The sequence below is a fragment of the Halobacteriovorax sp. JY17 genome (assembly GCF_002753895.1).
In the GTDB taxonomy this organism is placed as follows: Bacteria; Bdellovibrionota; Bacteriovoracia; order Bacteriovoracales; family Bacteriovoracaceae; genus Halobacteriovorax.
In genome coordinates, this window is record NZ_NJER01000001.1 from 63,501 (window position 1) to 87,790 (window position 24,290).

Annotated in this window: 20 protein-coding genes and 2 pseudogenes; 14 read left to right on the top strand and 8 right to left on the bottom strand. The window is 36.7% G+C overall.

Annotated elements, in window-relative coordinates:
• Positions 1-113: 113 nt before the first annotated feature.
• Positions 114-1,457 carry a hypothetical protein gene (locus CES88_RS00340; protein ID WP_290729368.1) on the top strand — a complete coding sequence of 448 codons (1,344 nt, stop codon included), beginning with the start codon at positions 114-116 and terminating at the stop codon, positions 1,455-1,457.
• Here the strand turns inward: CES88_RS00340 and CES88_RS00345 are convergent.
• The 5 genes from CES88_RS00345 to CES88_RS00365 all read right to left on the bottom strand — a co-directional run bounded on the left by CES88_RS00345 (position 1,445) and on the right by CES88_RS00365 (position 7,062).
• Complete coding sequence (locus tag CES88_RS00345) at positions 1,445-2,128, bottom strand: lysophospholipid acyltransferase family protein (RefSeq protein WP_290729371.1); 684 nt, start codon at positions 2,126-2,128, stop codon at positions 1,445-1,447. The two genes, CES88_RS00340 and CES88_RS00345, sit on opposite strands and share 13 nt — an antisense overlap.
• Positions 2,129-2,184: 56 nt before the next feature.
• Positions 2,185-2,679 (bottom strand): hypothetical protein, encoded by a 495-nt coding sequence (locus CES88_RS00350; protein ID WP_290729373.1) that lies wholly within the window; start codon positions 2,677-2,679, stop codon positions 2,185-2,187.
• Between the two features lie 103 nt (positions 2,680-2,782).
• The gene (locus CES88_RS00355; protein ID WP_290729376.1) at positions 2,783-5,134 is read right to left on the bottom strand and encodes a murein L,D-transpeptidase catalytic domain family protein; all 2,352 of its coding nucleotides are present in this window, start codon (positions 5,132-5,134) and stop codon (positions 2,783-2,785) included.
• Positions 5,135-5,291: 157 nt separating this feature from the next.
• A complete protein-coding gene (locus tag CES88_RS00360) occupies positions 5,292-6,053 on the bottom strand; it encodes a DNA-formamidopyrimidine glycosylase family protein (protein WP_290729379.1) in 762 nt (253 codons plus the stop codon).
• A 28-nt stretch (positions 6,054-6,081) separates the two neighbouring features.
• Positions 6,082-7,062: a DDE-type integrase/transposase/recombinase gene (locus CES88_RS00365; RefSeq protein WP_290729382.1), complete on the bottom strand. Its 981-nt coding sequence runs from the start codon at positions 7,060-7,062 to the stop codon at positions 6,082-6,084.
• A 508-nt stretch (positions 7,063-7,570) separates the two neighbouring features.
• On the opposite strand from CES88_RS00365, the gene CES88_RS00370 reads away from it, so the two are divergent.
• From CES88_RS00370 to CES88_RS00385, 4 genes are all read left to right on the top strand, one after another.
• Positions 7,571-8,293 carry a thrombospondin type-1 domain-containing protein gene (locus CES88_RS00370; RefSeq protein WP_290729384.1) on the top strand — a complete coding sequence of 241 codons (723 nt, stop codon included), beginning with the start codon at positions 7,571-7,573 and terminating at the stop codon, positions 8,291-8,293.
• Between the two features lie 75 nt (positions 8,294-8,368).
• On the top strand, positions 8,369-9,028 hold the full coding sequence (locus tag CES88_RS00375) for a DUF4097 family beta strand repeat-containing protein (protein WP_290729387.1): 660 nt from the start codon (positions 8,369-8,371) through the stop codon (positions 9,026-9,028).
• Positions 9,029-9,116: 88 nt separating this feature from the next.
• On the top strand, positions 9,117-11,021 hold the full coding sequence (locus CES88_RS00380) for a hypothetical protein (protein WP_290729390.1): 1,905 nt from the start codon (positions 9,117-9,119) through the stop codon (positions 11,019-11,021).
• Positions 11,018-12,055 (top strand): hypothetical protein, encoded by a 1,038-nt coding sequence (locus CES88_RS00385; RefSeq protein WP_290729393.1) that lies wholly within the window; start codon positions 11,018-11,020, stop codon positions 12,053-12,055. Before CES88_RS00380 ends, CES88_RS00385 begins: the two co-directional genes overlap by 4 nt.
• 296 nt (positions 12,056-12,351) lie before the next feature.
• On the opposite strand, the gene CES88_RS00390 is transcribed toward CES88_RS00385, so the two are convergent.
• Positions 12,352-12,636 carry a helix-turn-helix domain-containing protein gene (locus tag CES88_RS00390; protein ID WP_290729395.1) on the bottom strand — a complete coding sequence of 95 codons (285 nt, stop codon included), beginning with the start codon at positions 12,634-12,636 and terminating at the stop codon, positions 12,352-12,354.
• 84 nt (positions 12,637-12,720) lie between these two features.
• Between CES88_RS00390 and CES88_RS00395 the strand changes: the two genes are divergently transcribed.
• From CES88_RS00395 to CES88_RS00415, 6 genes and pseudogenes are all read left to right on the top strand, one after another.
• On the top strand, positions 12,721-13,770 hold the full coding sequence (locus tag CES88_RS00395) for an alkene reductase (RefSeq protein WP_290729398.1): 1,050 nt from the start codon (positions 12,721-12,723) through the stop codon (positions 13,768-13,770).
• 122 nt (positions 13,771-13,892) lie between these two features.
• Complete coding sequence (gene moaA / locus CES88_RS00400) at positions 13,893-14,834, top strand: GTP 3',8-cyclase MoaA (RefSeq protein WP_290729401.1); 942 nt, start codon at positions 13,893-13,895, stop codon at positions 14,832-14,834.
• A complete protein-coding gene (moaC, locus tag CES88_RS00405; protein ID WP_290729404.1) occupies positions 14,835-15,869 on the top strand; it encodes a cyclic pyranopterin monophosphate synthase MoaC in 1,035 nt (344 codons plus the stop codon).
• Positions 15,866-16,108 (top strand): MoaD/ThiS family protein, encoded by a 243-nt coding sequence (locus tag CES88_RS00410; protein ID WP_290729407.1) that lies wholly within the window; start codon positions 15,866-15,868, stop codon positions 16,106-16,108. The genes moaC and CES88_RS00410 overlap by 4 nt, the downstream gene beginning before the upstream one ends.
• Before the next feature lie 23 nt (positions 16,109-16,131).
• A pseudogene (locus CES88_RS16640) lies at positions 16,132-16,527 on the top strand (molybdenum cofactor biosynthesis protein MoaE); the annotation flags it as partial.
• 66 nt (positions 16,528-16,593) lie between these two features.
• Positions 16,594-17,502, top strand: a pseudogene (locus CES88_RS00415) (ThiF family adenylyltransferase); the annotation flags it as partial.
• Here the strand turns inward: CES88_RS00415 and CES88_RS00420 are convergent.
• Positions 17,499-19,682, bottom strand: a complete 2,184-nt coding sequence (locus CES88_RS00420; RefSeq protein WP_290729413.1) for an OsmC domain/YcaO domain-containing protein — start codon at positions 19,680-19,682, stop codon at positions 17,499-17,501. The pseudogene CES88_RS00415 and the gene CES88_RS00420 overlap by 4 nt on opposite strands.
• A 190-nt stretch (positions 19,683-19,872) precedes the next feature.
• On the opposite strand from CES88_RS00420, the gene CES88_RS00425 reads away from it, so the two are divergent.
• Positions 19,873-20,676 carry a TSUP family transporter gene (locus CES88_RS00425; protein ID WP_290729416.1) on the top strand — a complete coding sequence of 268 codons (804 nt, stop codon included), beginning with the start codon at positions 19,873-19,875 and terminating at the stop codon, positions 20,674-20,676.
• Between the two features lie 66 nt (positions 20,677-20,742).
• The gene (locus tag CES88_RS00430; RefSeq protein WP_290729419.1) at positions 20,743-22,002 is read left to right on the top strand and encodes a type II secretion system protein; all 1,260 of its coding nucleotides are present in this window, start codon (positions 20,743-20,745) and stop codon (positions 22,000-22,002) included.
• On the opposite strand, the gene CES88_RS00435 is transcribed toward CES88_RS00430, so the two are convergent.
• Entirely contained in the window at positions 21,999-22,967 is a 969-nt protein-coding gene (locus CES88_RS00435) for a tRNA-dihydrouridine synthase family protein (RefSeq protein ID WP_290729422.1), read from the bottom strand. The two genes, CES88_RS00430 and CES88_RS00435, sit on opposite strands and share 4 nt — an antisense overlap.
• 115 nt (positions 22,968-23,082) lie before the next feature.
• Between CES88_RS00435 and CES88_RS00440 the strand changes: the two genes are divergently transcribed.
• Complete coding sequence (locus CES88_RS00440) at positions 23,083-24,285, top strand: DEAD/DEAH box helicase (protein ID WP_290729425.1); 1,203 nt, start codon at positions 23,083-23,085, stop codon at positions 24,283-24,285.
• The last annotated feature ends 5 nt before the right edge of the window (positions 24,286-24,290 follow it).

Genomic DNA, 24,290 nt, shown 5'->3' on the forward strand with positions numbered 1-24,290 from the left:
GAGCAAAATACTAGGTTTCTAGCTATTTCGAGTGTTATTTACATGGTGCGTCATTGATTCTAGATTATGTCTCTCTAATTTGAGATAGTTAGTGAAATTAGGAGAATTTATCAGTGTTTTTAAGTAAAATCAGTACATTAGTAATGATCTTGACCCTCTCTACACCGAGTTGGGCCAGTATTGAGGGTGAATTCTCTTACGAAAAGTTTCTAAGACTCAATTCTCCACAGAAAAAGTCCAAAGCGGTCGATTGGATTGGGCTTGGGGCAATATATAAGGATAAAACGAGAGATACCGAAGTCTTCGGAGAGGCCAATCTACGTTATTACTTCAATGGGCCACAGAGCTTAAATTATTCACTTCCTGAACTTTACTACACATCAGAAACCGACGACTCAACATGGACCTATGGTAGGAAAATTGTAAATTGGTCTTTGAATGAAAAATACTGGCTTCTTGGAAATTTAAATGGAAGGCAAGGCTTTACACTTCTCTCATCTAAACAAGAAGGACTAACAGGTCTCCACTATACAAAAGAAGTTACAAAAGAAATTGATCTTGGAATCTTCTTTTCCTACTTCCATATTCCAGCTTTAAACCCTGGAATTAGAATTGAAGGCGGTAAGGTGACAAGTAACTCTGAATGGGTGAGAAGACCGCCAGAGAGAACAACTATTCTCGGCTCGACAGTTCCAATTGAATATAGAATGAATGAACCAAGTATTGGAGATATAGTTCTAAAGAAGAGTTTAGGAATCAATGCGGCCTATAAGTGGAAGTCTGGAGCGATTTCTTCTTACGCCATTTATAAACCTGAAAATAATCTTAGATCAAATGCAGAGGCCTCATTGGCAACAGATGGTAGTAAAGTAATTGCTATCGCTAATCCTATCGTGAATCACCACCTAATGTACGGTCTTCAAGGAAAGCAATATTTTGGAGATGTTCTAGGTGTCGTCTCATTCGATGTAACTGATCCAAATGCAAAACTTGGTGATGACTTTGAAGTTCTAAATCCTCTACAGCTTAAAGATAACGATAGAATCTTTGAGTCTGAATACTTCTCTATTAAACCAAATTACGATAAAGAAAGTTATCTCTCAGCTTCAGCTAGTGTCGATAGAGAAAGTTATATTCTTTCTTTAAATTATATTCACCTCATGAGTAATAACTCTAGAGGAAGTGATGACTTCTTCTCTGAGACAGTGAAGTGGAAGAGTACAATAGGCGCCATGGGAAGAATCATGTGGACTGAGGGAATTTTTACTCTCTTAGATTATCGTTATGATTTTGTTCGCAAGGATCAGATTGTTAGAATTGAAGGTGATTATATAATCGCAAATGCTTTTAGCCTAAGAGTTGGAGCAGAACTTATAAAATCGCCCGATAACACTTCCTATTGGAGTGCTTACAGAACAAACGATACAATCTATACATCTATTAATTACTTATTTTGATTCCAATTCTTCTTACTTAGCTTTGACCAATTCGACAGGGCCGCCACTGCATCGGCCTCAAGTCCGTTGAGTGAGTTTTCAAGCTCAATTTGATATTGATCAAATTTTGAAACTTCGGTCACTGGGATAGGCTCACCGTAGAGAACTACAATTTTAGAAAATGGTTTTGGCAGACGGAATTTATCCCAACTCTTAAAGCTCCAATAGGACTTAGGAATTGGAAGATAGGGAATAAGCGTCGTTCCAGTCTTTAAGGCCATATCGACAATACCTGGCTTAACTTTCTTTGCAGGTCCTTTTGGCCCATCGACTGTGACGGCTCCAGGGTGTCCAAGATTTAGTTGCTCAATCATTTCAAGCTTCGCTTCTTTACCGCCTTTATCAACGCCAGCAGCGTTCTTAGAGCTTCCACGAACGACAATAGTTCCAATCTTTCTGCAAGTGTAGGCGACAGGATCGGCATCTTTAGATTTTGAGACGATAACAACGTGAGGATTTCCTGTTTGAGCAAGAATTCCATGGAGAAGATTTTGATGCCAAATACCTAAAAGATAATTTCCATGTTGGCTGAGCTCTTGAGCTTTCTCTATATTTTCATGGCCGATAAATCTATATCTATAAGTTAAGCTAAAGGTTTTAGCGATGAGATAAATTATATTTGATAGGATCATTTAAACTCCGAGTTGCCCACTCACTATAGAGGAGCAACTTGAAGTAAGCAAGAGTTCTATTTATTGCTTAGGTGATTAAATAGATTGTGAAGACCTGCTTTATTATTGGATTTTTCTTTCTTAAGTTTTGCTTTCTTTTCACCTTTTGAAAGAAGGTCATCTGCAGAAACTGGCTTTATGTGTTCTGGATGAATTCTATCTTCGGCGATACTAACTTTTATTGTTCTCTCGTCTACAACTGTTCCATTAAGTGCTTTAACTGCGTCTTTTGCGGCCTTAATTGTTTGCATCTCAACGAAAGCAATTCCCTTACTTCTCTCAAGTTTTTCATCTTGAATAAGGTTTACATTTACAACGTAACCAAATGGCTTAAAAAGTTTTAAAATACCAAAGTCATTTCTCTTGTAGCTCATGTTACCGATGTAGACGACTGGTTTAGTGATATCATCTGTAATGTGAATACTTTTCTTAGGTGCGGATGGTTTCTCTCCGGCCTTTGTAAAAGTGTTTGGTCTATTTCTAGTCGTTCTAGAATCTGTTTTGTTTCTCATAATGCGTCCTTTTGTTAAAGTGGCCCAACCTAACATTAAAGGACGTTAAAAACTAGTGAGCTGAGTACTTATTTCAGTATTTTAGTGGGAATGAGGGGTGATATCAATAAAAGCTCTTCATATAGCGTATTGAAATGATCTTGAAGAGGTCTGCTTCTTCGTTAGTGTTGATGTCAAAGTTGAGAGTACTTCCATTACCTGCGGAAGAAGTAGCTCCTTGAGCGCCGGATTTACTGGCTATCGCTCTCTGATTATTAAAGAAGGCGCTATCTCTTTTTTGAAGAGCAAGTTGCCTTCTCTGTTCTAAGAGGTCTGCTTCTCCTATATATCCGCCAGATAGTCCGGTGGGAGCCTTATTATTTCCATTTTTAAACTTTAAGACATTTTGATTACCATTCTTTTTAGAGTTTCTAGAATTACCACCAAGGAGTGAATTAAACCGACTGTTGAAATCAGAACTTGTATTTGATTTAGATTTTGAATTACCAAAATTCTTTAAACCGTTTCCGCCTTTGAATTTAACTTTATCGGCGCGGACTTGATCTTTCGATTTTGCCCAGTTAATTGCGGCCACTTCAGAAGAAGAACTTTCTTTCTCTATATCGCTATCAAAGCTTCCAATATTGATTCCATCAAATGAGCTAGACGTAATTCCATCTAATTCTGATCTCTGTGCTTTAAATTGCATGGCCTTTTGAAAGTAGTCTTTTGATTTGTCTCCGTACTTTAAAATAACATCATTTGCTTGATGGGCAGCTTTTCTATTTTGAACAAGATTTGCTCCTGACGCTTCAAGTGCCCTCACACAAGGAGTTTCTATTTCGTAAGGAAGATCTCCGCCAGTTTGAAATTGATTAGTGAAGGCCACGAAGTCCTCTTTACCGCTTGATTTTACGCTGCTCATTTTTCTCTGACATTCAGAGAGAAGTGACTCTTTAGTTGGAAGAGCATCTCGGAGTTCACTTAATCTCTCCATCTTCGCATCGAGAAGAGCTGCTCGTTCACTAGACATTCCTTGAAGAGTTTTCTGAGCGTCTTTGAAAGACTGTTGTGTCGCTCCTTGAATGTTGATGTCATTTTTAACTTGTTCAACTCTCTCTTTTGCTAATTTATCATATTGTTCTTCTTGTTCTTCTTGTTGAACAACTTCTGCAACTTCCATTTGGTTATATTCATCAACCATCTTTACACAGTCTGGAAAATCTTGTGCTTCAGCACCTTTGTAGTCACATTCGATGACCCCGTCATTTGAAGAAATAGACTTAGTGCTTTGTGGGTCGCCTTTAAATAAGTTAAGAAGATTTGTTAAGAAATTCCCGGGAGCAGAGAGAATTTTTCCAAGCATAGATTCTGCTCCATCTCCACCTGGCATCATGTCTGCTGTTCTTGAATTTAGAAACGAAGTGGCAGTACAGTCCTGTATCTCTTGAGCTCTCTCTTTTGCCATATCAACGGCCATCTCATTTGTAATATTATCTCCTGCCTTTCCTTCAATATCTTCTTGAAGATCTAAATAGGAGGATCTAAATGAGTCTGAGGCTTTATCTGTATCACTACTATTTGATAATTTAACTTGATCGGCCCAAGACTTATTTGAAATTTGCTGACATTTTTGAAAGAGATCAGACCCTGCTGCGCTTTCTCCACCTTGAGCAGCGATTGTCTGTCCTGAGACATTTGCAAATTGTGGATTATCTTGTGCTCGCATTGTTTTAAAATCAGCTTCTGTAATTTGTGGTAACTGAACTGACGAGAATTTTGAATTCTCATAACCGGCGAGGGCCTTTTCTTTATCAATCCATTTTGAGTTTGTTTGGTCTTGGTGGGCATAGATAATCGTTGTACCACTACTTGAAAGTAGGGACATTAATTTATCTGGAAGCGCTCCGTTTGGAACAGCAAAGCAGCCGTGGCTTCTCCCGTTTTTCTGTCCTTCTGGTAAATTGTATCTTACATAAGCAGAGTTATGAATAATGATATTTCTATTCATTACATTATCATTTTGGCCGTCGTCTAGGCCGGTCAAATACATCGCGCGGTGAAATTTAGTTTCACTACTTTTCTTTTGTCTTCCTGTTCTATAGAAGCCGAGCGAGGACTTATGAGTACCATCTTGATTGGAAAAACTCTGTGCCATCAAGCCACCTGTATTTGCTCCGTGAGCAACTGGTGCGTTGAAGAGTGATCTTCCTTGAGATAGATCATAGAAGTGCCATCTATGCCTATTGCTAGGTTCATTAAAATCTATAATGGAAAATATCGGAGAGTCACTGGTCTTGCCCTGAAGTTTTAAACTATAGTAACCAGTAATTCCGTTAGAGAAAGCTTCGAAGTCTATTCCAGAGTCTTTACCAAATTGATTATACATCTGAGAGACTTTCATATCCCAATCTCCCTGAGCAAAGACAGAGCTTAGTGAGATGAAAATAATCAATGTAGACTTAATAAACTTCATAGTAATATCCTAGTCTACATGTCGGAAATACTGCTATTTGAGTTTAGTTTTGATTAACTTTCTTACTGAATAAACCTAAATTCAAGGGCTTTTAGAGGTCTTCAATTTCGCTGATTTTCCTCTCGCTCTAACAACAATACTAGGCACTTATGAAGTATTACTTTTGGCATTTTGGACAATAATATGTCCCACGCTGGGCCAGATAGAGTTTTTTGACTGGAGTTTCGTGGCAGAGTTGGCAAATTTTCTGATAGAAGACAACTAAGTGCCCGACACCATTGCCTTTTGAGCCCGTGGTATCGGCATACCCTCCTTGGAATGTTGTTCCACCAGTTTGGGTTGCTCCATCTATAACAACGGCCGTTGCATGATGCATTCTTTTTATCTCGCTACTAGATAGTGATTTATTTCTTCTTGTTGGACGAACTCCGGCGCGCGCGCAGATTTCATTGACGATATAATTTCCCGTTCCCGCGTAGAGCTTTTGATCGAGTAGGTGAACCTTAATTTGTCTATTGGGATATTTCTTAATGGTCTCTGTTAAATAGTCACAGGTATAGGCAGGATCTTTTAGATCAATTCCGAGCTCGTCTAATTTTGATTGAGTATCTTCTTGGTTGAGTTGATACATATGACCAAAGCGTCTTGGATCAACGTAGCTTAAGTAACCACCTTGGTGTTTTAAGCAGAGATGATTATGTTTGATTCCATTTGGATCAGAAGGTTTTTCTTTTCCAATTCTCCAACCACCAGTCATTCCTAGATGACTTAGAAGAAATTCATTCTTATCTAATTCAAAGTAGAGGAGTTTGCCTTTTCTATGAACAGCAATGATTTTTCTACCCGTAAGATTAATAGGAGTGTGAGCAATTCCAGAAATCACTTTCGACTGAACACATTCAATCACCTTGATCGGCATGATCTCGTTTAACTGATTTTTGATTGTTTCAACTTCCGGAAGTTCTGGAATGATTAACCTCTTGGTTATAAGTATTTTTTCTCTGAATTTTAGCGTACTGAAGCTTTGTATTCAATTCTTCTTTTAAAAAATTGTAATCTATGTCTTTTGTATATACCTCATATGGAGTTGCACCATAAAACTTCGTAGATGGAGAGTTATTATAGTTTTTTATAGCGGATTTCGCTGTTTTGTATAGAGACATCTTTGAGTAGTGTTTATGTTTATTTAAATACCTGTTCTTTAAAATGTTAAAGAAGGCCTCAACTTTTAAATTAAGCCTTTTAGAGCTACCTTTTGAGGTAATTTGTAAAATATTTAAATCTTTTAAGAGAGAACGTACTTCATTATTTACATTTTCTCCTCCTCCATCACAGATTAAATATTTAGGAGTTACTTTGTTCATTGATTCTGACAGGAGTTCGATGGTGTTGTATTTTGTTTTTCTTAACTTAACAGACCAAGAAATAATTAGTCCTGAATAGTTGTCTTGAATGACTTGAAGATATAGGTATTTTCCATTTTTTCTTTTGAAAAAAGTAATGTCTATATGCCAAAATTCATTAGAGCTATTTGAAGATAATTTTGAATACTTTCGTGACTTACTAGTGTTGAGTTTATTGTTTCTTTGAATATCAAAAAGAATTATATATTTTCTCCATGTATCGTAGTGACAATGAAGAATATTATTCCTGAAGGAGTACAATTGAAGCTGTTTTATTGATAGGTGTTGTAGTCTTTTATTTGAAGCAGTTTTTACTAATACTTTTTGCTCATGTGTAGTTAATTGATTGGACCTTATTTGTTTAAAATCATAATACTCTTTTTTCCTTTTATTCTTATAGAATATTTTCTCATTAAACCCAATTAAATGGCACATAGAAGAGATACTTAACCATTTATTGTATTTATGTAATATATTAATAATCGAATCATCTGGATTCGCAGAGCTCTTCTTGTAGTATTCCAAAATTTCTTTTAAAAAGCAGACGATTGCCCTCTCTTTGATTAGTTGATTTCGTAGATCATTAACTTCTTTTTGGAAGACTTCATTCGTTTCTTTAGTATGTCGAATCGTTTTCTTTGAGTTTCTAATCCAGTAAAGAGCAGTAGTTCTTGGAATATTAAGTTCTGGAAGTGCATTTGGATTTTGAGTTCTTATAATAATATCTTTTACTGTTTTGATCGTACTTCTTGTACATGAAGACTCCTTGACGAAAACTCGACATTTACTTTAAGTTTTTATAGAAAAATAGATACTTGTTGATGCTTAAACATGAAAATATCGTAAAGTAGACGACATAAGTGTATGAAAACTGTTTCGACTTCGGGTAGTTCAGGCAGCTGGAAAGTGCGAGCTCGTAGAGTTTGATCCGGCTTCGAGTTCTAAAAACTTCATTGCTGTTTCGACAGAGTACTTAGATCGTTTCTTGACCGAAGTTTTAGATTTGAGATTTGTGAATATTACAGGTGATACCATGACGGGAAAACTTAATGTTAATGAAGATATTTCTTCTACGACAAAGATATGTGTTGCCGGAAGATGTCGTGACTTTCTGGAACAAAGTTGCCCTGATGGAGAAGCTATAAAAGGTATTAAGTCTGATGGAACTTTGAATTGCATTTCTGTGACACCTCCATCTGTGCCGATTGATGGAGGATGGACTGCATGGTCAGTTTGTTCCGCAACTTGTGGTGGAGGAACACATACTAGAAGTTGTTCTAATCCTTCCCCTCAAAATGGTGGAGCTGATTGTGTTGGAGATTTTTCTGAGAGTTGCAATACTCAAGGTTGTCCAGTTGACGGAGGATGGACTGCATGGACACCATGTAATAAAGAGTGCGGTGGTGGAACTCAAATAAGAGCCTGTACTAATCCTCCTCCTAGCAATGGAGGAGCTGGATGTGATGGATCTTCGTTAGCCAGTTGTAATACTTTCGCATGTGATAAGGATGGGGGCTGGAGTGATTGGGGTACTTGTAATACGACTACTCATGTACGAACTAGGACTTGTTCGAATCCATTTCCTACAGGAAATGGTGCCGGTTGCGTCGGAGCCTCACAAAAGTCTTGCTGTACTAGTCAAGAAGGCGGTTATTATCACGGAGAGTGCATGGCGAGACATGGAATTCCAAATAATGCTAAAGAAGATTGTTGGACAACTAATGGAACATACACTTGGACATGTGAGCCTAATTAAAGGGGGATAATCTTCCAATATTTAAAAAAAAGATTTTGATGTATACTAACTCTTTAATAATTTTAAAGGGTATTTATGAAAAGAATCTTATTTTTACTTCTATTATCGACTGTTTCATTTGGAGAAACTAGAGAGTTTGCATTAGGTCATGGCGAATTTGATTTAGTGAGTACTTCTGGGAATATTAAAATTACTGGTGTAAGCGGAAGTAAGCTAAAGGTTAATTTTGAAAAAATAAAATGGAATAAAGACTGCGAAATAGTTTTTAAGAAAAAAGATAACAAAGTGAAAGTTGAAGTTAAAGAAGACTCGTCGTGGTTTTCAAGCAATGAATGCCAGATTAATTTCTCCGTAAGTATGCCAAAGAACCTCGAAAGTGATTTAAAGCTTGGTTCTGGAAATATTGAGTTGAGTGAAGTTAATGGGGAAATTGACTTTAAATTAGGTAGTGGGAAAGTTTCTGTGCTAAATACGAGTTCTGCCTCAATTGAAGGTGATGTAGGGAGCGGGAGTATTGAAATTAAATATTCAACGCTCTTGAGCGGTAGTGATTTTGAATCAAACACAGGAGCTGGAAATATCAGTATCTTAATACCAAAGAGTAAAACCGCGAAAGTTAAATTTAAGTCCGGGACAGGACAGCTGAAAAATACTGTAATTCAGAGCGACACTGCGGATTTAAAGGTAGATGTAAAAACAGGAACAGGCTCACTTGAGATAGATTACGTAAAATAAAAAAACTTAACTTATTGAATTTATATGAATCCTGAGAAAGTTTATTCTAAATAAAACTCCATGAAAAGCCGACACGAATAGTGTGAGATTGAAATACATTCTAATATTTATACAACTACTTAGTGGGAAGGCTCTTTGGGCCAATCCTATTGAAGATCTGTGTACAGCTAAGACTTCAATTAACAATGAATGTACTCCTTCTGAAATTAGAGAGGGGAGTACAAACGCATTAAACTTTGACTCATTTAAGAAATGGTCCTGGATTCAAGAAAAAGCGAAACAAAAGAAGACCTTTCTAGAAGCAGAAATTGATAATAATAAAGGAATGCTTAGGTTTCTTCGAGATGATTATGTTGACTCTAAAGAAAGTCGTGAATGGTATGCTCAGCAATATAAAGAAATAAGAAATGATTTTCAAAATTTAAAAGATATCTCAAAAGAGATAGAGATTGTCTCTAATAAATTAAATATGTGTTTCAAGGTTTGTACTCCCTCAATGCGTGTTGATAATGAAGAACATCTTCGTAAGCTTCAAAGATTAAAATTAATTCTATTATCAAAAAGACCTATTCTTGCAGGTCCTATAATTGAGGAAGCAGTTCTTAGTGATAATAGTGACGAAGAAAAGATTAAAAAAGCTTTTGTTGAGACTTATTCAGATTACCTAACTACGGCAAAGAATAAAATATTTGAGCTTAATCAAAGATTTGGAAAATCTGAAAGAGACTATAATTTTGCCTTGAATTCTAGAGATGAATTAAAAGATATTAGGCTTAATAAATTTGTAGAACTTCTAAGTGGAAAAAACCTTCTTGATAAACATAGCTCGGAAATTCTAAGTGAAGTCGATTGGCGTGGAGAGATCAAAGATAGTCGTGACTCTGAAATGCTATGTTCACTTTACCAAGAGAATAAAGACTTTGTCGCTACTGAAAATTTAAAAGAGATAAGTCTTGAGGTTGCTATGGTCGCAGCTCCCTTTCTTGTAGGTCCAGCTTTTAGGCTTGGAGTATGGGGATTGAAAGGCGCAAAACTATTGAAATGGGGAATGAGAGAAGAACTATATGCAAGTGTCTCTAAGGCCACAGCAGGTATTTCAAGTAGTGCATTCTTTTTAAAAGATGCGATTAATATTCCAGAGAAAAGAAAAGAGTGCGAAGAGAATCTTAATCGATTTATTTCTTCTAAAGATAAGGTTCAATACCAAAAGTATATTGAGTGTAATCAGGAATTAAGTTCAGATATTCTCTTTCTAACGGCGGAAACTTCTCTCGCAGGATTTTCATCACTAAAAAATATCATGAACTCTTTAAAACTCAGTAAAGGTTTTAAAGATGGTGAGACCTTATTCCATGTAAAGGATTTAGATGAGCTTTCTTACTATGTTGGAAATAAGAAAATAGATAATGCTAATTACGGTGAAGCTGGATTTAAACTCTCTTCTAAAAAGGGAGATTACTATGTCTTAAACTTAAATGGTCCTAAAAGTGAAGTTTCTGACATAAGTTCTAATTATTGGAATTTCGTATCTGACACATATAGGAAGAGGCTAAATTTAACAGAAGCAGAAGTTTCAGACTTCATAAAGAGCAGTAAAGAAATGGAAAATAGAACGACTCTCTTAGTTAGTACAGAAAAAAATAGTCGAAACTCTCTACGGGGAGGACTTGCCTTCGTTGATTCAAGTAATAGTAAAGAGCTTCTTCCTTTTGAAAAAGCAACGGGAATAAAGATAGAGAGAACTAAAGGGAAGAAGATTGGCGAAATTGTTCGCTTCACTGTTGATGAAAAGAAAGGAGACCGAGAGCTTAGCGATGAATTAGTTTCTCAACTTTTTTCTTATTTTAAAACGCAAGATAAATTAGATAGTGTTTATATATATACATCTAAATCCCATTATAGACTTTATCAGAGATTATTAAAGAAGAAGGGAATAAAGTATGAATTAACTCACGACCTTGAGCGTGATGTTGTTCTTGAGGTAAATCCATGAAGAAAATTATTTTATGTGCAGTTCTACTAACTCTTAATTTTAATCTGCTTGCTAGAGATATTAAAATCCCTCAAGCTCAATGTTCAGATATTGATGTCCGGGACAAAATGAATGATGAAATGCAAGAACATTTCAGTAAACCGCAGAATCAAGATGGAGTAGGTTGGTGTTATGCATTTGCTGCTGCAGATCTAATGACAGCAGAGGCTAAAACGCCTATTTCTTCTACTCATGTATCAGCAATCTTTAATAAGAAAATAGACAAGAATATATTTCTAAAGACGGGATATAAGATCGGACAATTATTCTCTGATGGTGCCTTTGATACGGCCTATGAAGGGGGGTGGATTGATCGAGCAGTTAAGAATACTTCTTCGGAGAAGTTTGTTTGTTCTGAAGAGGATCTTCCTTTTGATGAAAATAGGCGCGGCGAAACAGCGATGATTGTTAAAAGATTGGAGTCAATTAAGTCTAGACTGAAAGAAGACAATATTTCAAATTCATGTCTTGAAATTACTCTTTTAAGAAATGATTCTTTTAAGAATATGAACATTAACGAGATTTATCTTATTCTTGAAAGCGATAATATCAATAGAGCGTTTTCTGATTTGATTAGTCAAAACTGCAAGAAAGACTTAATTAAGGTTGAAAAATATAAAGTGAAATCCCTGTCAAGGCCAAATTATTCAAGAAGACATAGACAATCAAGTTCATCTGCGAAAAGAGATTTTACTAAGAAGTTGGGAAGGCATTTTGATACAATTGGTAAAGTTCTTTCGTCAGGGAAACCTATGGGAGTTAGTTATAATGTAAACAATATTACGAGTTCAAGTGGTGGACATGCAAGTGTTCTTGTTGGACGTAGATGGAAGAATGGTAAATGCCAATTCAAGATAAGAAACTCATGGGGTAAGAGCTGTGGTGGTTATGATCGTACTAAGATCGAGGAATGTAATTATGAAGAAGGTGCATATTGGGTTAGTGATCAGAAGTTTTATGATATGGTCTCTAGCATCGACTACATTAGCAATTGAGAGTAAAGTTCATTCAGATACATTACTTATTGATAAGAGTGAAAGCATTTCTGTTTAGTAAACGGAAGAAATATTTATTCTAAAAATTGTAAAGAAATTAAGAAATGTTTTACAGTTCCTACAGAACTAAGTTTTTACTCCAATCAAAATATTCTCTTTTCTCTGTGTTATCAGAGTGAAGGTATACCTAAGTTTGCAACTTTGAAAATGTCTAAGAAGAAAGTACAGGTCTGTACAAAGGGCAAAGATGTTGTAGAACTAGACGAGCTTATGACTCATTATAAGAGCATGAAGAATTAAGAATTCTTAATTGTCTTTAATAACTCTGGGTAGTGACGTTTTATATCGGGACTGATTGAGAGATACTTCCTAACACCTTCTACTCGCTGACAGAGTATTTCTGCTTCAATAAGTATTTTGATGTGATGAGAGAAGGTCGCCTTTTGAACGCAATAGTCAAATTCACCACAAGTGATTTCGTTCTTTCCTAGATCGAGAAGCTGCTTAATAACGCTAAGTCGTATTGGATCGCCCAACGCTTTAAGTATTTTGTCTAACGGAACTTGTTTTATTTTCTTCATAGTTAGATATATATCTAACAAAAAACTTGCAAAGATACAAGTCTCAGAATATAGTTTGATAAATGTCAAACAATGGAGAAGTTTATGAGTTCACTTTTTAATCCTTTAAAGTTAGGAAGTTTAACTTTATCAAATAGAATTATAATGGCCCCTCTTACTCGTGCAAGGGCCGGAGAGACAAGAGTCCCCAATGACTTAATGGCCAAGTATTACGGTGAGCGAGCAAGAGCAGGGCTTATTCTTACGGAAGCAACTTCTGTAACTCCTATGGGACTTGGGTATGCCGATACTCCTGGTATTTGGTCGACTGAACAAATCGAGGGATGGAAGAAAATTACCAAAGCTGTTCACGCCGAAGGTGGAAAAATCTTTATGCAACTTTGGCACGTCGGAAGAATTTCTCATTCAAGCTTCTTAAATGGAGAATTGCCAGTGGCCCCTTCTGCTATAAAGGCCAATGGACATGTTTCTCTTGTTCGTCCAATTACTGAATATGAAACTCCAAGAGCACTTGAAACCTCAGAGGTAAAAGAAATTGTCGAGGCGTATAAAGTGGGGGCAAAGAATGCTAAAGAGGCGGGCTTTGATGGGGTTGAGATCCATGCAGCCAATGGCTATTTAATCGATCAATTTCTCCAAGATAGCACGAATCACCGAGAAGATACTTATGGTGGAAGTCTTGAAAATAGAGCGAGGCTCTTATTAGAAGTGACCGATGCAGCGATAAGTGTTTGGGGAGCAGATAGAGTGGGTGTTCACTTAGCTCCAAGATGTGATGCTCATGATATGGGAGATTCAAACCCACTTGAAACCTTTGGTTATGTGACCCGAGAACTTAGTAAGAGAGAGATAGCTTTTATTTTTACAAGAGAATATCAAGCCGATGACAGCATCACTCCAAAACTTAGGGAATTATTTAGTGGTGTCTTTATTGGAAATGAGAAGTTTACAAAAGAGAGTGCTGAGAAGGCCATTGATTCGGGCCTAGTTGATGCAGTGGCCTTTGGGCTTCCTTTTATCGCTAATCCTGATCTCGTTAAGAGATTTGAAGTGGGGGCGGATTTAAATGAAGTTAATCCTGAGACTATTTATACGAAAACAGAAATTGGTTATACAGATTACCCACATTTATAGCTTTCTTGCGCTGCGCATGTCTACTGTGCGCGGCGCTTAAATAGGCCTCTGAGTTGACTACTTGATGTGGACATGGAAAAAACTAGAATGTTTTATTCTTCGCATTACTCTCAGAGGATTCTTTGAAAAGTCTTATAGATCCTCACGGTCGTAGAGTTCGAAAATTGAGGTTATCCTTTACCGATAAGTGCAATCTTAGGTGTCACTATTGTATGCCAGTGGATTCAATTTTTATGGATGAGAAGAGCTTTCTATCACCTCTTGAATATGAAGAAATTGTGACAGATCTCTGCTCTTTTGGTCTAGAAGAGATTCGAATTACTGGTGGAGAGCCATTAATGAGAAGATCTTTCAAAGAAATCATTGAAAGAATTTCTCCACTTCCAATTAAGAAAATTGGATTAACTACGAATGCTATTCTTCTCGATCGCTACTTTGATATTCTCCTTGAAAATAGAGTTCAGTACTTAAATATTAGTCTCGATAGTTTGGATCAAGATAATTTTAAAAAAATCACTTATGGGAATCACCTAAGTAGAGTCTTAGAAAATATTGAGACTGCTCGTTTAAAGGGGTTCGAAATAAAAATTAATGTCGTTGCAATGAAAGGAGTCAATGATCATGAGATTTTTGACTTTATTAATTACTCGGCTAAAACAGGAATCGAAATTCGTTTTCTTGAATTTATGCGAATTGGTTTTGCCTGCGAGAATCAGAATGATCAATTTATTTCGGCCACAGATTTAATAGAAATTATAAAAACAAAGTACGAGCTTAAGAGAGTGACAAAAGAGTATGATTCAACCTCATTTAATTATCTCTTAGATAACGGAGCACAAATAGGTTTCATCGCTTCAGAGTCTATGCCCTTTTGTGGGAATTGTTCAAGATGGAGACTCTCTGCTGATGGGCAACTTAAGGCCTGCCTTCTAAAAGAAGGTGGACTTCAAATTAAAGATAAATCAATTTCTGAAAGAGAAGAGATTTATCATACACTTCTTGGAATGAAGCCAATTAGTCGTCCCAAAGAAGTAGGGCATCAGATGAATGCCATAGGAGGATAGATGCTTACTCATATTGATCAAAATAATATGCCTTCCATGGTAGATGTTTCAGCTAAAGAAGTTAATACTCGAGTTGCAACGGCCGAGAGTTCGATTCAATTACCTGAGAGTATGCGCGAGTACTTTACAGGGAGTGATTTTGTTCTAAAGAAGGGACCTGTTTTTCAAACGGCGATTATTGCAGCAACAATGGCGGTTAAGAAGACTCATGAAACAATTCCTCTCTGTCATCAGATTCCTATTGAAAGTTGTAAGGTAAATATTCAACCAAGTGATTCCTTGAAAATTATTGTGACTTGCACAGTTAAGACAAGTTCTAAAACAGGAATTGAAATGGAGGCCATGCACGGAGCGGTTGTGGCCTGCCTCACAATTTATGATATGTGCAAAGCAGTCTCACATGAAATGATTCTCGGAGAGACCAAGCTCCTCCAGAAGTCTGGAGGAAAGAGGCTTGTCTTTAATCGTCCTCTAAGAGGATTAGTTCTTACTGGTGGAAAGAGTTCTAGAATGAAAAGAGATAAGGCGCTTATCGAGTATCAAGGAGTGCCCCATGCTGAGTATATTAAGTCTGTCTTAGGTAAAGTTTGCGATGAGGTCTATCTTTCGGCAAGAGAGGGCCAGTGGAGTGACACTTCTCTTGAAAATATACCAACGATATTTGATTCAAAGGAGAGTGAAGGGCCAATTTCTGGAATTCTCACTGCTTTTGAAAAGTATCCTGACTCAAATTGGATTATTGTTGCCTGCGATCTTCCTTATTTTAATGAAGAGACTATTTCTCAATTACTTGAAAATTACTGTGAATCAAGTGACGCTATCGCGTTTAAAAATAGTGATAAAGACTTTGCTGAACCACTTTGTACTCTGTACACGCCAAAGGCCTATAGTCTTTTTAAGACAGCTGTTGAGGAAGGAACCTCTTGTCCTGTTAAAGTTTTAAAAAATGCAAGAGTGAAGACTCTCTTGCAGAGTGGAGTTGTAAATCTTGCTAATATCAATACTCCGCTAGAATTAGAAGAGGTTAAGATATGAAAAGAGTTTATATTCAGTATTTTGCGATGTTGCGTGAGAAGTCCAATATAGAAAAAGAAGAGTTAGAAACTAAGGCGGTGACTTACGCGGATCTTTATAATGAATTAAATCATAAGTATGAATTTGACCTTCCTCTAAGCATGATTCAAATTGCTGTTAATGACGAATATATAGATAAGAGTAGAGAGGTAATCGACGGAGCTCGTATCGTCTTTATTCCTCCAGTCGCGGGAGGCTAGAGGTGTTTAAGCTAACACAAGAGGTGATTCAAAGGGATCGCTTAATATCTGATATCTCAAATATCTCTGCAGGGGCACTGGTTACTTTTGAAGGTTGGGTAAGAGATCATAACGAAGGAAAGAAAGTTTCTTCTCTTGAGTATCAAGTGTATGAGGCCCTTGCCAATTCAGAAGGAAAGAAAATCTTAGAAGAAGCTAAGAAGAAGTTTAATCTCCACCATATTGAATGTGTTCACCGTTTTGGACATCTCAAACTTTCTGAAACAGCGATCTGGATTGGAGCAACCGCGAGCCATCGGGATGATGCTTATAAAGCTTCTCGTTTTGTTATAGATGAGATTAAGCACCGTCTTCCGATTTGGAAGAAAGAGCACTACACAGAAGAAGAGTCTAAATGGGTCTTTTGCCGAGACCATCATACTCATGTGCATTTTCATGAAGAAGAATATTATGAAAAACAGGAAAAGCTGGTCGATCAAGATCGCTTAAAAGAAGCCAAGGTCTTAGTCATAGGAGCTGGAGGACTTGGATGTCCTGTTCTTCAATCTCTAGCGGCCGCAGGGGTTGGAAGCATCGAAGTCGTAGATTTTGATACTATCTCTATTTCAAATATTCACCGTCAAGTTCTCTATTCACCGAATGTTGTCGGGGAGAAGAAAGCAATCGTCGCTGCCAATAGACTTCAGACTTTGAATCCTTTTATTAATGTCACTGCAATTAATACAATGATTACTGAAGAGAATATTTTAGAACTCATAAGCGAAAGAGATTTAATTATTGATTGCACAGATAACCTCGCAACAAAGTTTCTCTTGCATGACGCTTGCTTTAAGAATAGAACGTCTTTCATTTCAGCAAGTATTTATAGGTTTGAAGGACAGATTAGAACGTTTCTTCCTAAAGAGAATTTGGGATGTTTACGATGTGCTTATGATGAGACTCCTAAAGACTCTAAAGTTGGAAATTGTAATGACTTTGGGGTTCTTGGTTCAAGTGTCGCAGTTATTGGAAGTCTCTTGGCAAATGAAGCAATTCTCTATTTAAATAATGGTACTAATAATACAAGTCATGAAACGCACCTTTTTAATCTTGAAAATCTTTCTCAAATGAAAATAAAGAATCTTAGAAGAGAGAATTGTCCTACTTGTTTAGGAAATATTGATATTCAGGAAAGCTCTTTTGAGATAACTCTAAAAAAAGCGAATGAGCTAGGAGCACTTCTCTTAGATATTCGAGAAAATGAGGAAGAGGTTATCTCCAACTCTCTCAGTCATAAAGGAGTGAAAGCCCTCTATTGTCACAGAGGGGTAAGATCTAAAGATGTCGTGGCAAGTCTGAGAGAGAAGGGGCATGATTCTTTCTTCTCTCTAAAAGGTGGAGCGCGCTCTCTCTAATTCTGATACTTACTTCTAGCGACTTGAAGTTTATTGTAACTCTCTATTAGTCTTTGATGTTTATCAATACCCTCAAGATTTATACTAGTTTCTTGTAGACCAAAGAACTTAACTTCTCTGTTGATTGTAGAATTTGCTTCATTAAGAACTTTTTCTCCAAACATAAGAGTTAAGTTTTCTTTATAGTCTTCAAAGTTTAAGTCGTCATCAATTGCTATATCAAGAAGAATATTTAGTACCTGATAGTACTTCTTTCTATCTGGGGCGTATTCGTTAAATTGATTGAGTAGCTCGACGCTATCCTTGGCCTCTTCTAAATTTCCAAGAGCGAGATTGATCATTGCTTTTAATTCACCATTAACTAGTTGTCCCCAGTTAGAGACTTCATCAAAGGCAACTCCTATGAGTTCAGACACAGGTAAGTGATCGTCTAGCTCATATTCATCCATATCTTCTAAAAGTTGATTTAGTTGCTTATCACTAAGTCTATGGAGACTTAGAATATCTTCTCTAAAGTGAACACCTTTATTATTATTGTCCCATACTAGGTCTTCAGGCATATAAATTTCTGAGTATTCTGGAACGAGAATTCTACAGGCGCACGAACCAAGTTCTTCATAGTCTGCGAGATAAACTTCTTTACCCATTTCTTTTAGAATACTCATTAAGTAATTATACTCAGCTTCTGTCGTTCCGGTAAAATCCCAGTCTACAAATTCATAATCTGACTTTGAGCTAAAGAATTTCCAAGAGACAACTCCTGTTGAGTCAATAAAGTGGTCGACAATATTATTATGTTCTTTTACTGCAAACTCATTAAATGTTGGAAGAGCGATATCATTCATTCCTTCAAAGCTTCTTCCTTGCAGTAGCTCAGTTAGACTTCTCTCTAGGGCCACTTCAAATTTTGGGTGCCCTCCAAAAGACGCGAAGACTCCACCTGTTCTTGGGTTCATAAGAGTCACACACATAACAGGAAATTTTCCACCTAGAGAAGCATCTTTTATAAGAATTGGAAAACCTTGTTCTTCCAGTTTCTTGATGCCTTCTAGAATGGTTGGAAACCTTTTTAAGACTTCCATAGGTACATCTGGAAGAGCTATTTCATCTAAGATGATTTGATTCTTTACAGCGCGCTCAAAAATTTCAGAGAGAGATTGAACTCTGGCTTCAAAAATTGTATTTCCTGCACTCATTCCGTTACTAACAAATAAGTTTCCAATTAAATTCACTGGAATATAAACAGTCTCTTGGTCAGAGTTTCTAGTGAATGGAAGAGCGCAAATTCCACGTTCTTTATTTCCTGAATTTGTATCGATGAGATGATGTGCTCTTAGCTCTCCATCAACATCATAGGTATTGAATAGAGTTTTATCCATCAACCCTTCGGGCATTTTCCCGTTTGGCGTTAACTTAAACCACTTCTCATTCGGATAGTGAGCGAACTGAGCATTGGCAACTTCTTCTCCTAGGTAGTAGTCGTTGTAGAAGTAGTTATTGCTAATTCTCTCTAAGTACTCACCAAGGGCCGAGCAAAGAGCAGAGTCCTTTGTTGAGCCTTTTCCATTTGTGTAGCAAATAGGAGAGTCAGCATCTCGAATATGTACTGACCATACATGAGGAACAGGGTTTCTCCATGAAGCGATTTCAATATTTATTCCTAAGTCTTTTAGAAGACCTGTCATATTTTCAATTGTTTCTTCTAATGAGCAATCTTTTCCAAGAATCATTGTCTGGGTTCCTGGAGTAGTTTCAGTTTCATACTCAAGACCGGCATCACTCTCTAGAGAGTCTTTGATTTCAATTTTAAAATCAATCTCATTTTGAATCACTCTCTTTACAGTACAGCGGTCCATTGAGCTTATGATTCCTTGGCGATCTTTTTCTGAAATGGTTGGTGGAAGTTCAGCCTGAATAATAAAGCTTTGCTTATATCTATTTTCCGGATCGACAATATTTTGTTGGCTAATTCTTATATCTTCCGTTGGGATACCACGGGCCTTGCAATAAACTTTTACAAAGTAGGCTGCACACATGGCCGAAGAGGCCAAGAAGTAATCGAAGGGACCTGGAGCGAGTCCGTCACCTTTGTATCTTACCGGTTGGTCAGAGATGATTCTATAGTCATCGAAGCTTGCTTCAAGTTTTAAATTGTCGAGATAGATTACGTTTACTTTCATAGGAGAGATATAGCAGTAAGTGCTTAAAAATAATAGACTACGTCTAAAGTACTATAAGAATTACTCTCTAGAGTTTTAAGTTTTCTTGCCCTATATAAGCTTTTTTTATTTGATGAATAGAAGAGCTTGAAGTCTAGTCGATTTTAGAATAATTACAGATATTTATGAGGAGGATAATTTATTTTCTTCTATGAATTCTATTCTTGTAAAGTACAATGTAGAGATGGATATATCTGGAATTCAGTATGTTTTAATTTTTATCTTCGTTGGCTTTGCAGGTTTTGTTGATTCAATCGCTGGCGGTGGTGGATTGATTACAATACCGACTTATATTGCTCTAGGTTTACCTTCTGAATTAATTCTAGGAACCAATAAACTTGTGAGTACATGTGGTGGCTCCGTCGCGGTTTTTCGCTACATAAGAAGTGGCGTAATTGAGTTTCGAATCATCATGTTTGGTGTTATTTTTGGACTCGTTGGCGCTTCAATTGGTGCAAACCTAGCAACGCACTTAGATAGCAAGAATATGACTTATATTTTGATTGTTATTGTTCCTATTATTTTTATTCTAAATCACTACAGAAATAGAATTCTAGATACTGATGAAGTTTTTATTGGTACGACGGCCTTAATCGTAAGATGCTCACTTATTGGATTAATTATTGGTGGATATGATGGCTTCTTTGGGCCAGGGACTGGAACTTTTCTTATTGTCGCAATGGTTCTTTTTATGAACATGAAAATGCATAAAGCTTCTGCAAGTGCTCGTCTAATTAATTTTACGAGTAATATTTCTGCATTCATTGTTTTCTTCACTAAGGGACTAATAGCATGGGAAGTTGCCAGTATTGCTATTATTGCAAGTATTACGGGAAATTTCATAGGAAGTAGTTTTGTTGTAAGAGAGAATACAAAAGTTATAAAAAGTGTATTTAACTTTGTGTTAATAGGTCTTCTTTGTAAGTCAGTCTTCGATATTATCGCAAGTAAATAAAATTTAGATTATATTCGATTAAAATTTTCTGTTATACTTATAGATATATTTTAAATAGGTGTGCTTATGCTCAAAAATAATAAAGGTTTTACGCTTGTTCAAGTCATCGTTGTAGCGGGGCTAATGGGAGTTCTATCTCTGGCATTTATGCAGATGAGTAAGAATATGAGTGATCAGCAAAACTTTGCAGAATCTAAGAATGACGAACTAGAATTAAAGTCTTCCATACATTTACTATTAAACGATAAGAGATATTGTAGAGTGAGCCTTGCTGGAAATGGTGAGAAAGGTAATCCTGAAGATCCTGTTACTTTTAAGAAATCTGAAAATGATAATGAAGCAGAAGGTATTGATATCTCTCTTTATAACTCTAATATTGAAGGAACAAGTAGAACTCTAAAAAGATTTAATGGAGCAAATAATCCAGGTGATAACGATAAGAGTAAATTTGGTAAACTCACGATTAAATCAATGAAATTGATTTTTAATAACCCAGATGCCGATGGTGCTTTAAATTGGGACTACGAAGACTCTTCTTCTATTAATGATGTGGCCATCTTAAGAGTCGTAATTGAGAAGAAAATCACAGCAACAACTGTTAGAGAAATGGTTGAAGATTATAACCTTGTCGTCAATCTCTCTTCGGGACAAACTCCTGAAAGTTCTGGAGTTAGCCGTATTCTTTCATGCCATAAAGAATTCTTAGAGAGCGAGAAGGAGAACTTCTCTTACCCTTCAAGTTGTTCTATGACCCTATCTCATAGTGATAATGGAGGAGCCTTTAGGTCTACTGTTTTAGATATGAACTCAGGAGGTTTTGCAGCTATTCGTTTAAGAGGTGATGTGAACTCTGATGATCGCTTTAGGCTTTCGGGGAATTGCGGATCTGGAAATGAAATAGATTCATATTTACAACAGTGCCAACTTGGTTTTGGGTGGCGTGATGTTACTGACAACGGCTCTATCGTAAATAATTCTCCTCTTTCCAGTAAGCAGTACAACTTCTCATTCAATTCTAGCGCAACACTTCAGGTTTCAGGGGATGTAAACGAAGACGATTCTTTTTATTACCGCTTACGCTGTCCTAGTGGAACATCGACAGAGCTAGATGATTATATGAAGGAGAAGTGTTCTATTTGTATGGGGCATACTGACCAATGGTATTCCTCTCCTGAAAAAGCTTCTTGTAAGAAGATTCAAAGTACTTCTGATAGCTCATGGGGAAGAATTATGACGTCTGGAGATGTCGGGTCCGATGACGCTCTATTCATAGGATTCTTCTGCGAAGGAGAGTATTCACCAATTATAAAGAGGTGGACTAATTAGTTTAAGATATTTTCTGAAATTTCTTGGTCCATGGCCCACTCAATGACTTCATGGAATTGATCAATTGTTTTGGCCTTTTTTATTTTCTTATAGACTTTATGTTCATTTTCAAAAATATCTTTGAAGTAGAGCCAATGCTCTCGCATTCTTTGTAAATAATCTGATTTTGCATTAGCAGAGTTTAGGTACTCATAACTCATCATTTGATGCATTTTAATAAATTTAGATCGATAGGTTTGCTCATTGAAAACTTCTCCGCGGATCTGAGAGAGAAGAGCGGGATTTGAAAGTGCGGCACGACCAATCATCCATTTCTTTATCTGAGGCATGCGCTTTGATAGTCTATTGAAGTCTGTAACTGATTTTATATCACCATTGTAAGTCGGAATAGTCCTTAAAAGAGGAAGACATTCTTCAAAGCCATTTATATCAACGCTTCCTTTATAGATTTGCTTTCCAAGTCTGGCGTGAATTGTAAGATCATTTATTTCTAAATCATTTATAATGGGAATAATTTTCTTGATCTCACTTGTACACTCCCGTCCAAGTCTTATCTTAACAGTGAACTCTATTGGACATTTCTCTTTTATCTCTGTTAGAAGTCTCTCCACCTTTTCAGGGTGTAACAATAGACCTGAGCCTTTGGTTCTATTGGCCACCATAGGGTAGGGACAACCCATATTCAGGTTTACTTTTTTTACTCCCATATCTTTATAGAGTTTTGCTACATGAAGAAATTGACTTACTTCTTTCGTGAGGATTTGTGCCGTTGTTGGTAGTTGATTCTTTGTAAAATCAACATCGAAGAGTTGTCTTTGATTAAGTTCTCCACTTTCTTTCGTCACGATATAGGGAGCGATTGCTGAGTCTGCACCACCAAAAGTCGCTTCTAGGGCATTTCTAAAAATATAATTCGTTACACCCTTTATTGGGGCCAAGACGAGATGGTGGTCAGGTTCAAACATATCTAGAGCTACTTGCTAGGAGTTATATAGTCAATTTCTTTAATTTTTGAAGCTTCGGTGGATATTTTTTACAGGAGTTGAGACTAATCGGAGTAAAGCGTGGAATCTTATAGAAATGAATAATTTTAGAGATTTAGGGTTATGTGAAGAGATTGTAAATCAGCTCACTTACAAAGCCCCAACAGCGATTCAAAGCGGATGTATTTCACACCTTTTAAATGGAAAGGATCTTCTGGGCATTGCTCAAACTGGAACGGGAAAGACTGCGGCCTTTGCGCTCCCTCTTGTTCAAAAGATTCTTAAAGAAAAAATTAATCTATCTTCCAATGAAGTTAGATTTTTAATCATCGCTCCCACAAGAGAGTTGGCTACACAAATTGATCAAAATATTTCATCGTATTCAGCTGGTTGTGGAATTACTTCCACTGTTGCCATTGGTGGGGTGAGTAAAGAAGAGCAATTGAAAAAACTTTCTAAAGGAAGTGATTTTCTCATTGCTACTCCTGGTCGGTTACTTGACTTTATTCGAGGGGGGGAAGTTTCTTTTTCAAAACTTTCTGCCTTAGTTCTTGATGAAGCAGATATGATGCTTGATTATGGCTTTCTTGATGATGTGAATGAAATTATTTCTCAGCTTCCTAGTGAGAGGCAAACTATTTTATTTTCTGCAACTATGCCAAAAGCGATTGCAGATCTTGCAAAGTCAATTTTAAGAAATCCTATTAGAGTTGAGATAGAACCTGAGTCGACTGTTGCCAAGCGAGTCTTAGAAAAACTCTACTATGTCAGTGCTGAAAATAAGAATTATCTTCTCTGTTCTCTTTTAAATTCTTCTAAAGCAAAGAGAGTCATTGTTTTTTGTAAGGCAAAGTATAGTGTGCCAATTATTGTTGATATTTTGGAAAAGAGTGGAATTTCCTGTACTGAAATCCATAGCAATAGAAGTCAAAGAGAAAGAGATCAAGCGATCTTAGATTTTAGTGAAGGGAATGTTAAAGTTCTCGTGGCCACAGATATTGCGGCAAGAGGAATTGATGTTAGTGATGTGACTCATGTGGTGAATTACAATCTTCCTGAAGATTCTAGCTACTATGTTCACCGTGTTGGAAGAACTGCTAGGGCGGGAAGAGATGGAGTGGCCATTTCTCTTTGTGTAGAAAAAGAGCTCCCATTACTTAGAAATATTCAAAAGAAAATTAGTAGAAATATTCCACTAGTTGAAAATCATCCCTTTCATGAAGCACTTACCTCAGCAAGTGTAGAGGCCATTAAAGCACCTAAGAGCTTTAATAGGAGAAAGAGAGCTAGAAGAAAGTAGAACGA

Excerpts from the sequence above, each read along its gene's own strand:
- CES88_RS00345 (WP_290729371.1), bottom strand. The coding sequence starts at position 2,128 with ATGATCCTATCAAATATAATTTATCTCATCGCTAAAACCTTTAGCTTA.
- CES88_RS00350 (WP_290729373.1), bottom strand. The coding sequence starts at position 2,679 with ATGAGAAACAAAACAGATTCTAGAACGACTAGAAATAGACCAAACACT.
- CES88_RS00355 (WP_290729376.1), bottom strand. The coding sequence starts at position 5,134 with ATGAAGTTTATTAAGTCTACATTGATTATTTTCATCTCACTAAGCTCT.
- CES88_RS00360 (WP_290729379.1), bottom strand. The coding sequence starts at position 6,053 with ATGCCGATCAAGGTGATTGAATGTGTTCAGTCGAAAGTGATTTCTGGA.
- CES88_RS00370 (WP_290729384.1), top strand. The coding sequence starts at position 7,571 with ATGACGGGAAAACTTAATGTTAATGAAGATATTTCTTCTACGACAAAG.
- CES88_RS00375 (WP_290729387.1), top strand. The coding sequence starts at position 8,369 with ATGAAAAGAATCTTATTTTTACTTCTATTATCGACTGTTTCATTTGGA.
- CES88_RS00385 (WP_290729393.1), top strand. The coding sequence starts at position 11,018 with ATGAAGAAAATTATTTTATGTGCAGTTCTACTAACTCTTAATTTTAAT.
- CES88_RS00390 (WP_290729395.1), bottom strand. The coding sequence starts at position 12,636 with ATGAAGAAAATAAAACAAGTTCCGTTAGACAAAATACTTAAAGCGTTG.
- CES88_RS00395 (WP_290729398.1), top strand. The coding sequence starts at position 12,721 with ATGAGTTCACTTTTTAATCCTTTAAAGTTAGGAAGTTTAACTTTATCA.
- moaC (WP_290729404.1), top strand. The coding sequence starts at position 14,835 with ATGCTTACTCATATTGATCAAAATAATATGCCTTCCATGGTAGATGTT.
- CES88_RS00410 (WP_290729407.1), top strand. The coding sequence starts at position 15,866 with ATGAAAAGAGTTTATATTCAGTATTTTGCGATGTTGCGTGAGAAGTCC.
- CES88_RS00420 (WP_290729413.1), bottom strand. The coding sequence starts at position 19,682 with ATGAAAGTAAACGTAATCTATCTCGACAATTTAAAACTTGAAGCAAGC.
- CES88_RS00425 (WP_290729416.1), top strand. The coding sequence starts at position 19,873 with ATGAATTCTATTCTTGTAAAGTACAATGTAGAGATGGATATATCTGGA.
- CES88_RS00430 (WP_290729419.1), top strand. The coding sequence starts at position 20,743 with ATGCTCAAAAATAATAAAGGTTTTACGCTTGTTCAAGTCATCGTTGTA.
- CES88_RS00435 (WP_290729422.1), bottom strand. The coding sequence starts at position 22,967 with ATGTTTGAACCTGACCACCATCTCGTCTTGGCCCCAATAAAGGGTGTA.
- CES88_RS00440 (WP_290729425.1), top strand. The coding sequence starts at position 23,083 with ATGAATAATTTTAGAGATTTAGGGTTATGTGAAGAGATTGTAAATCAG.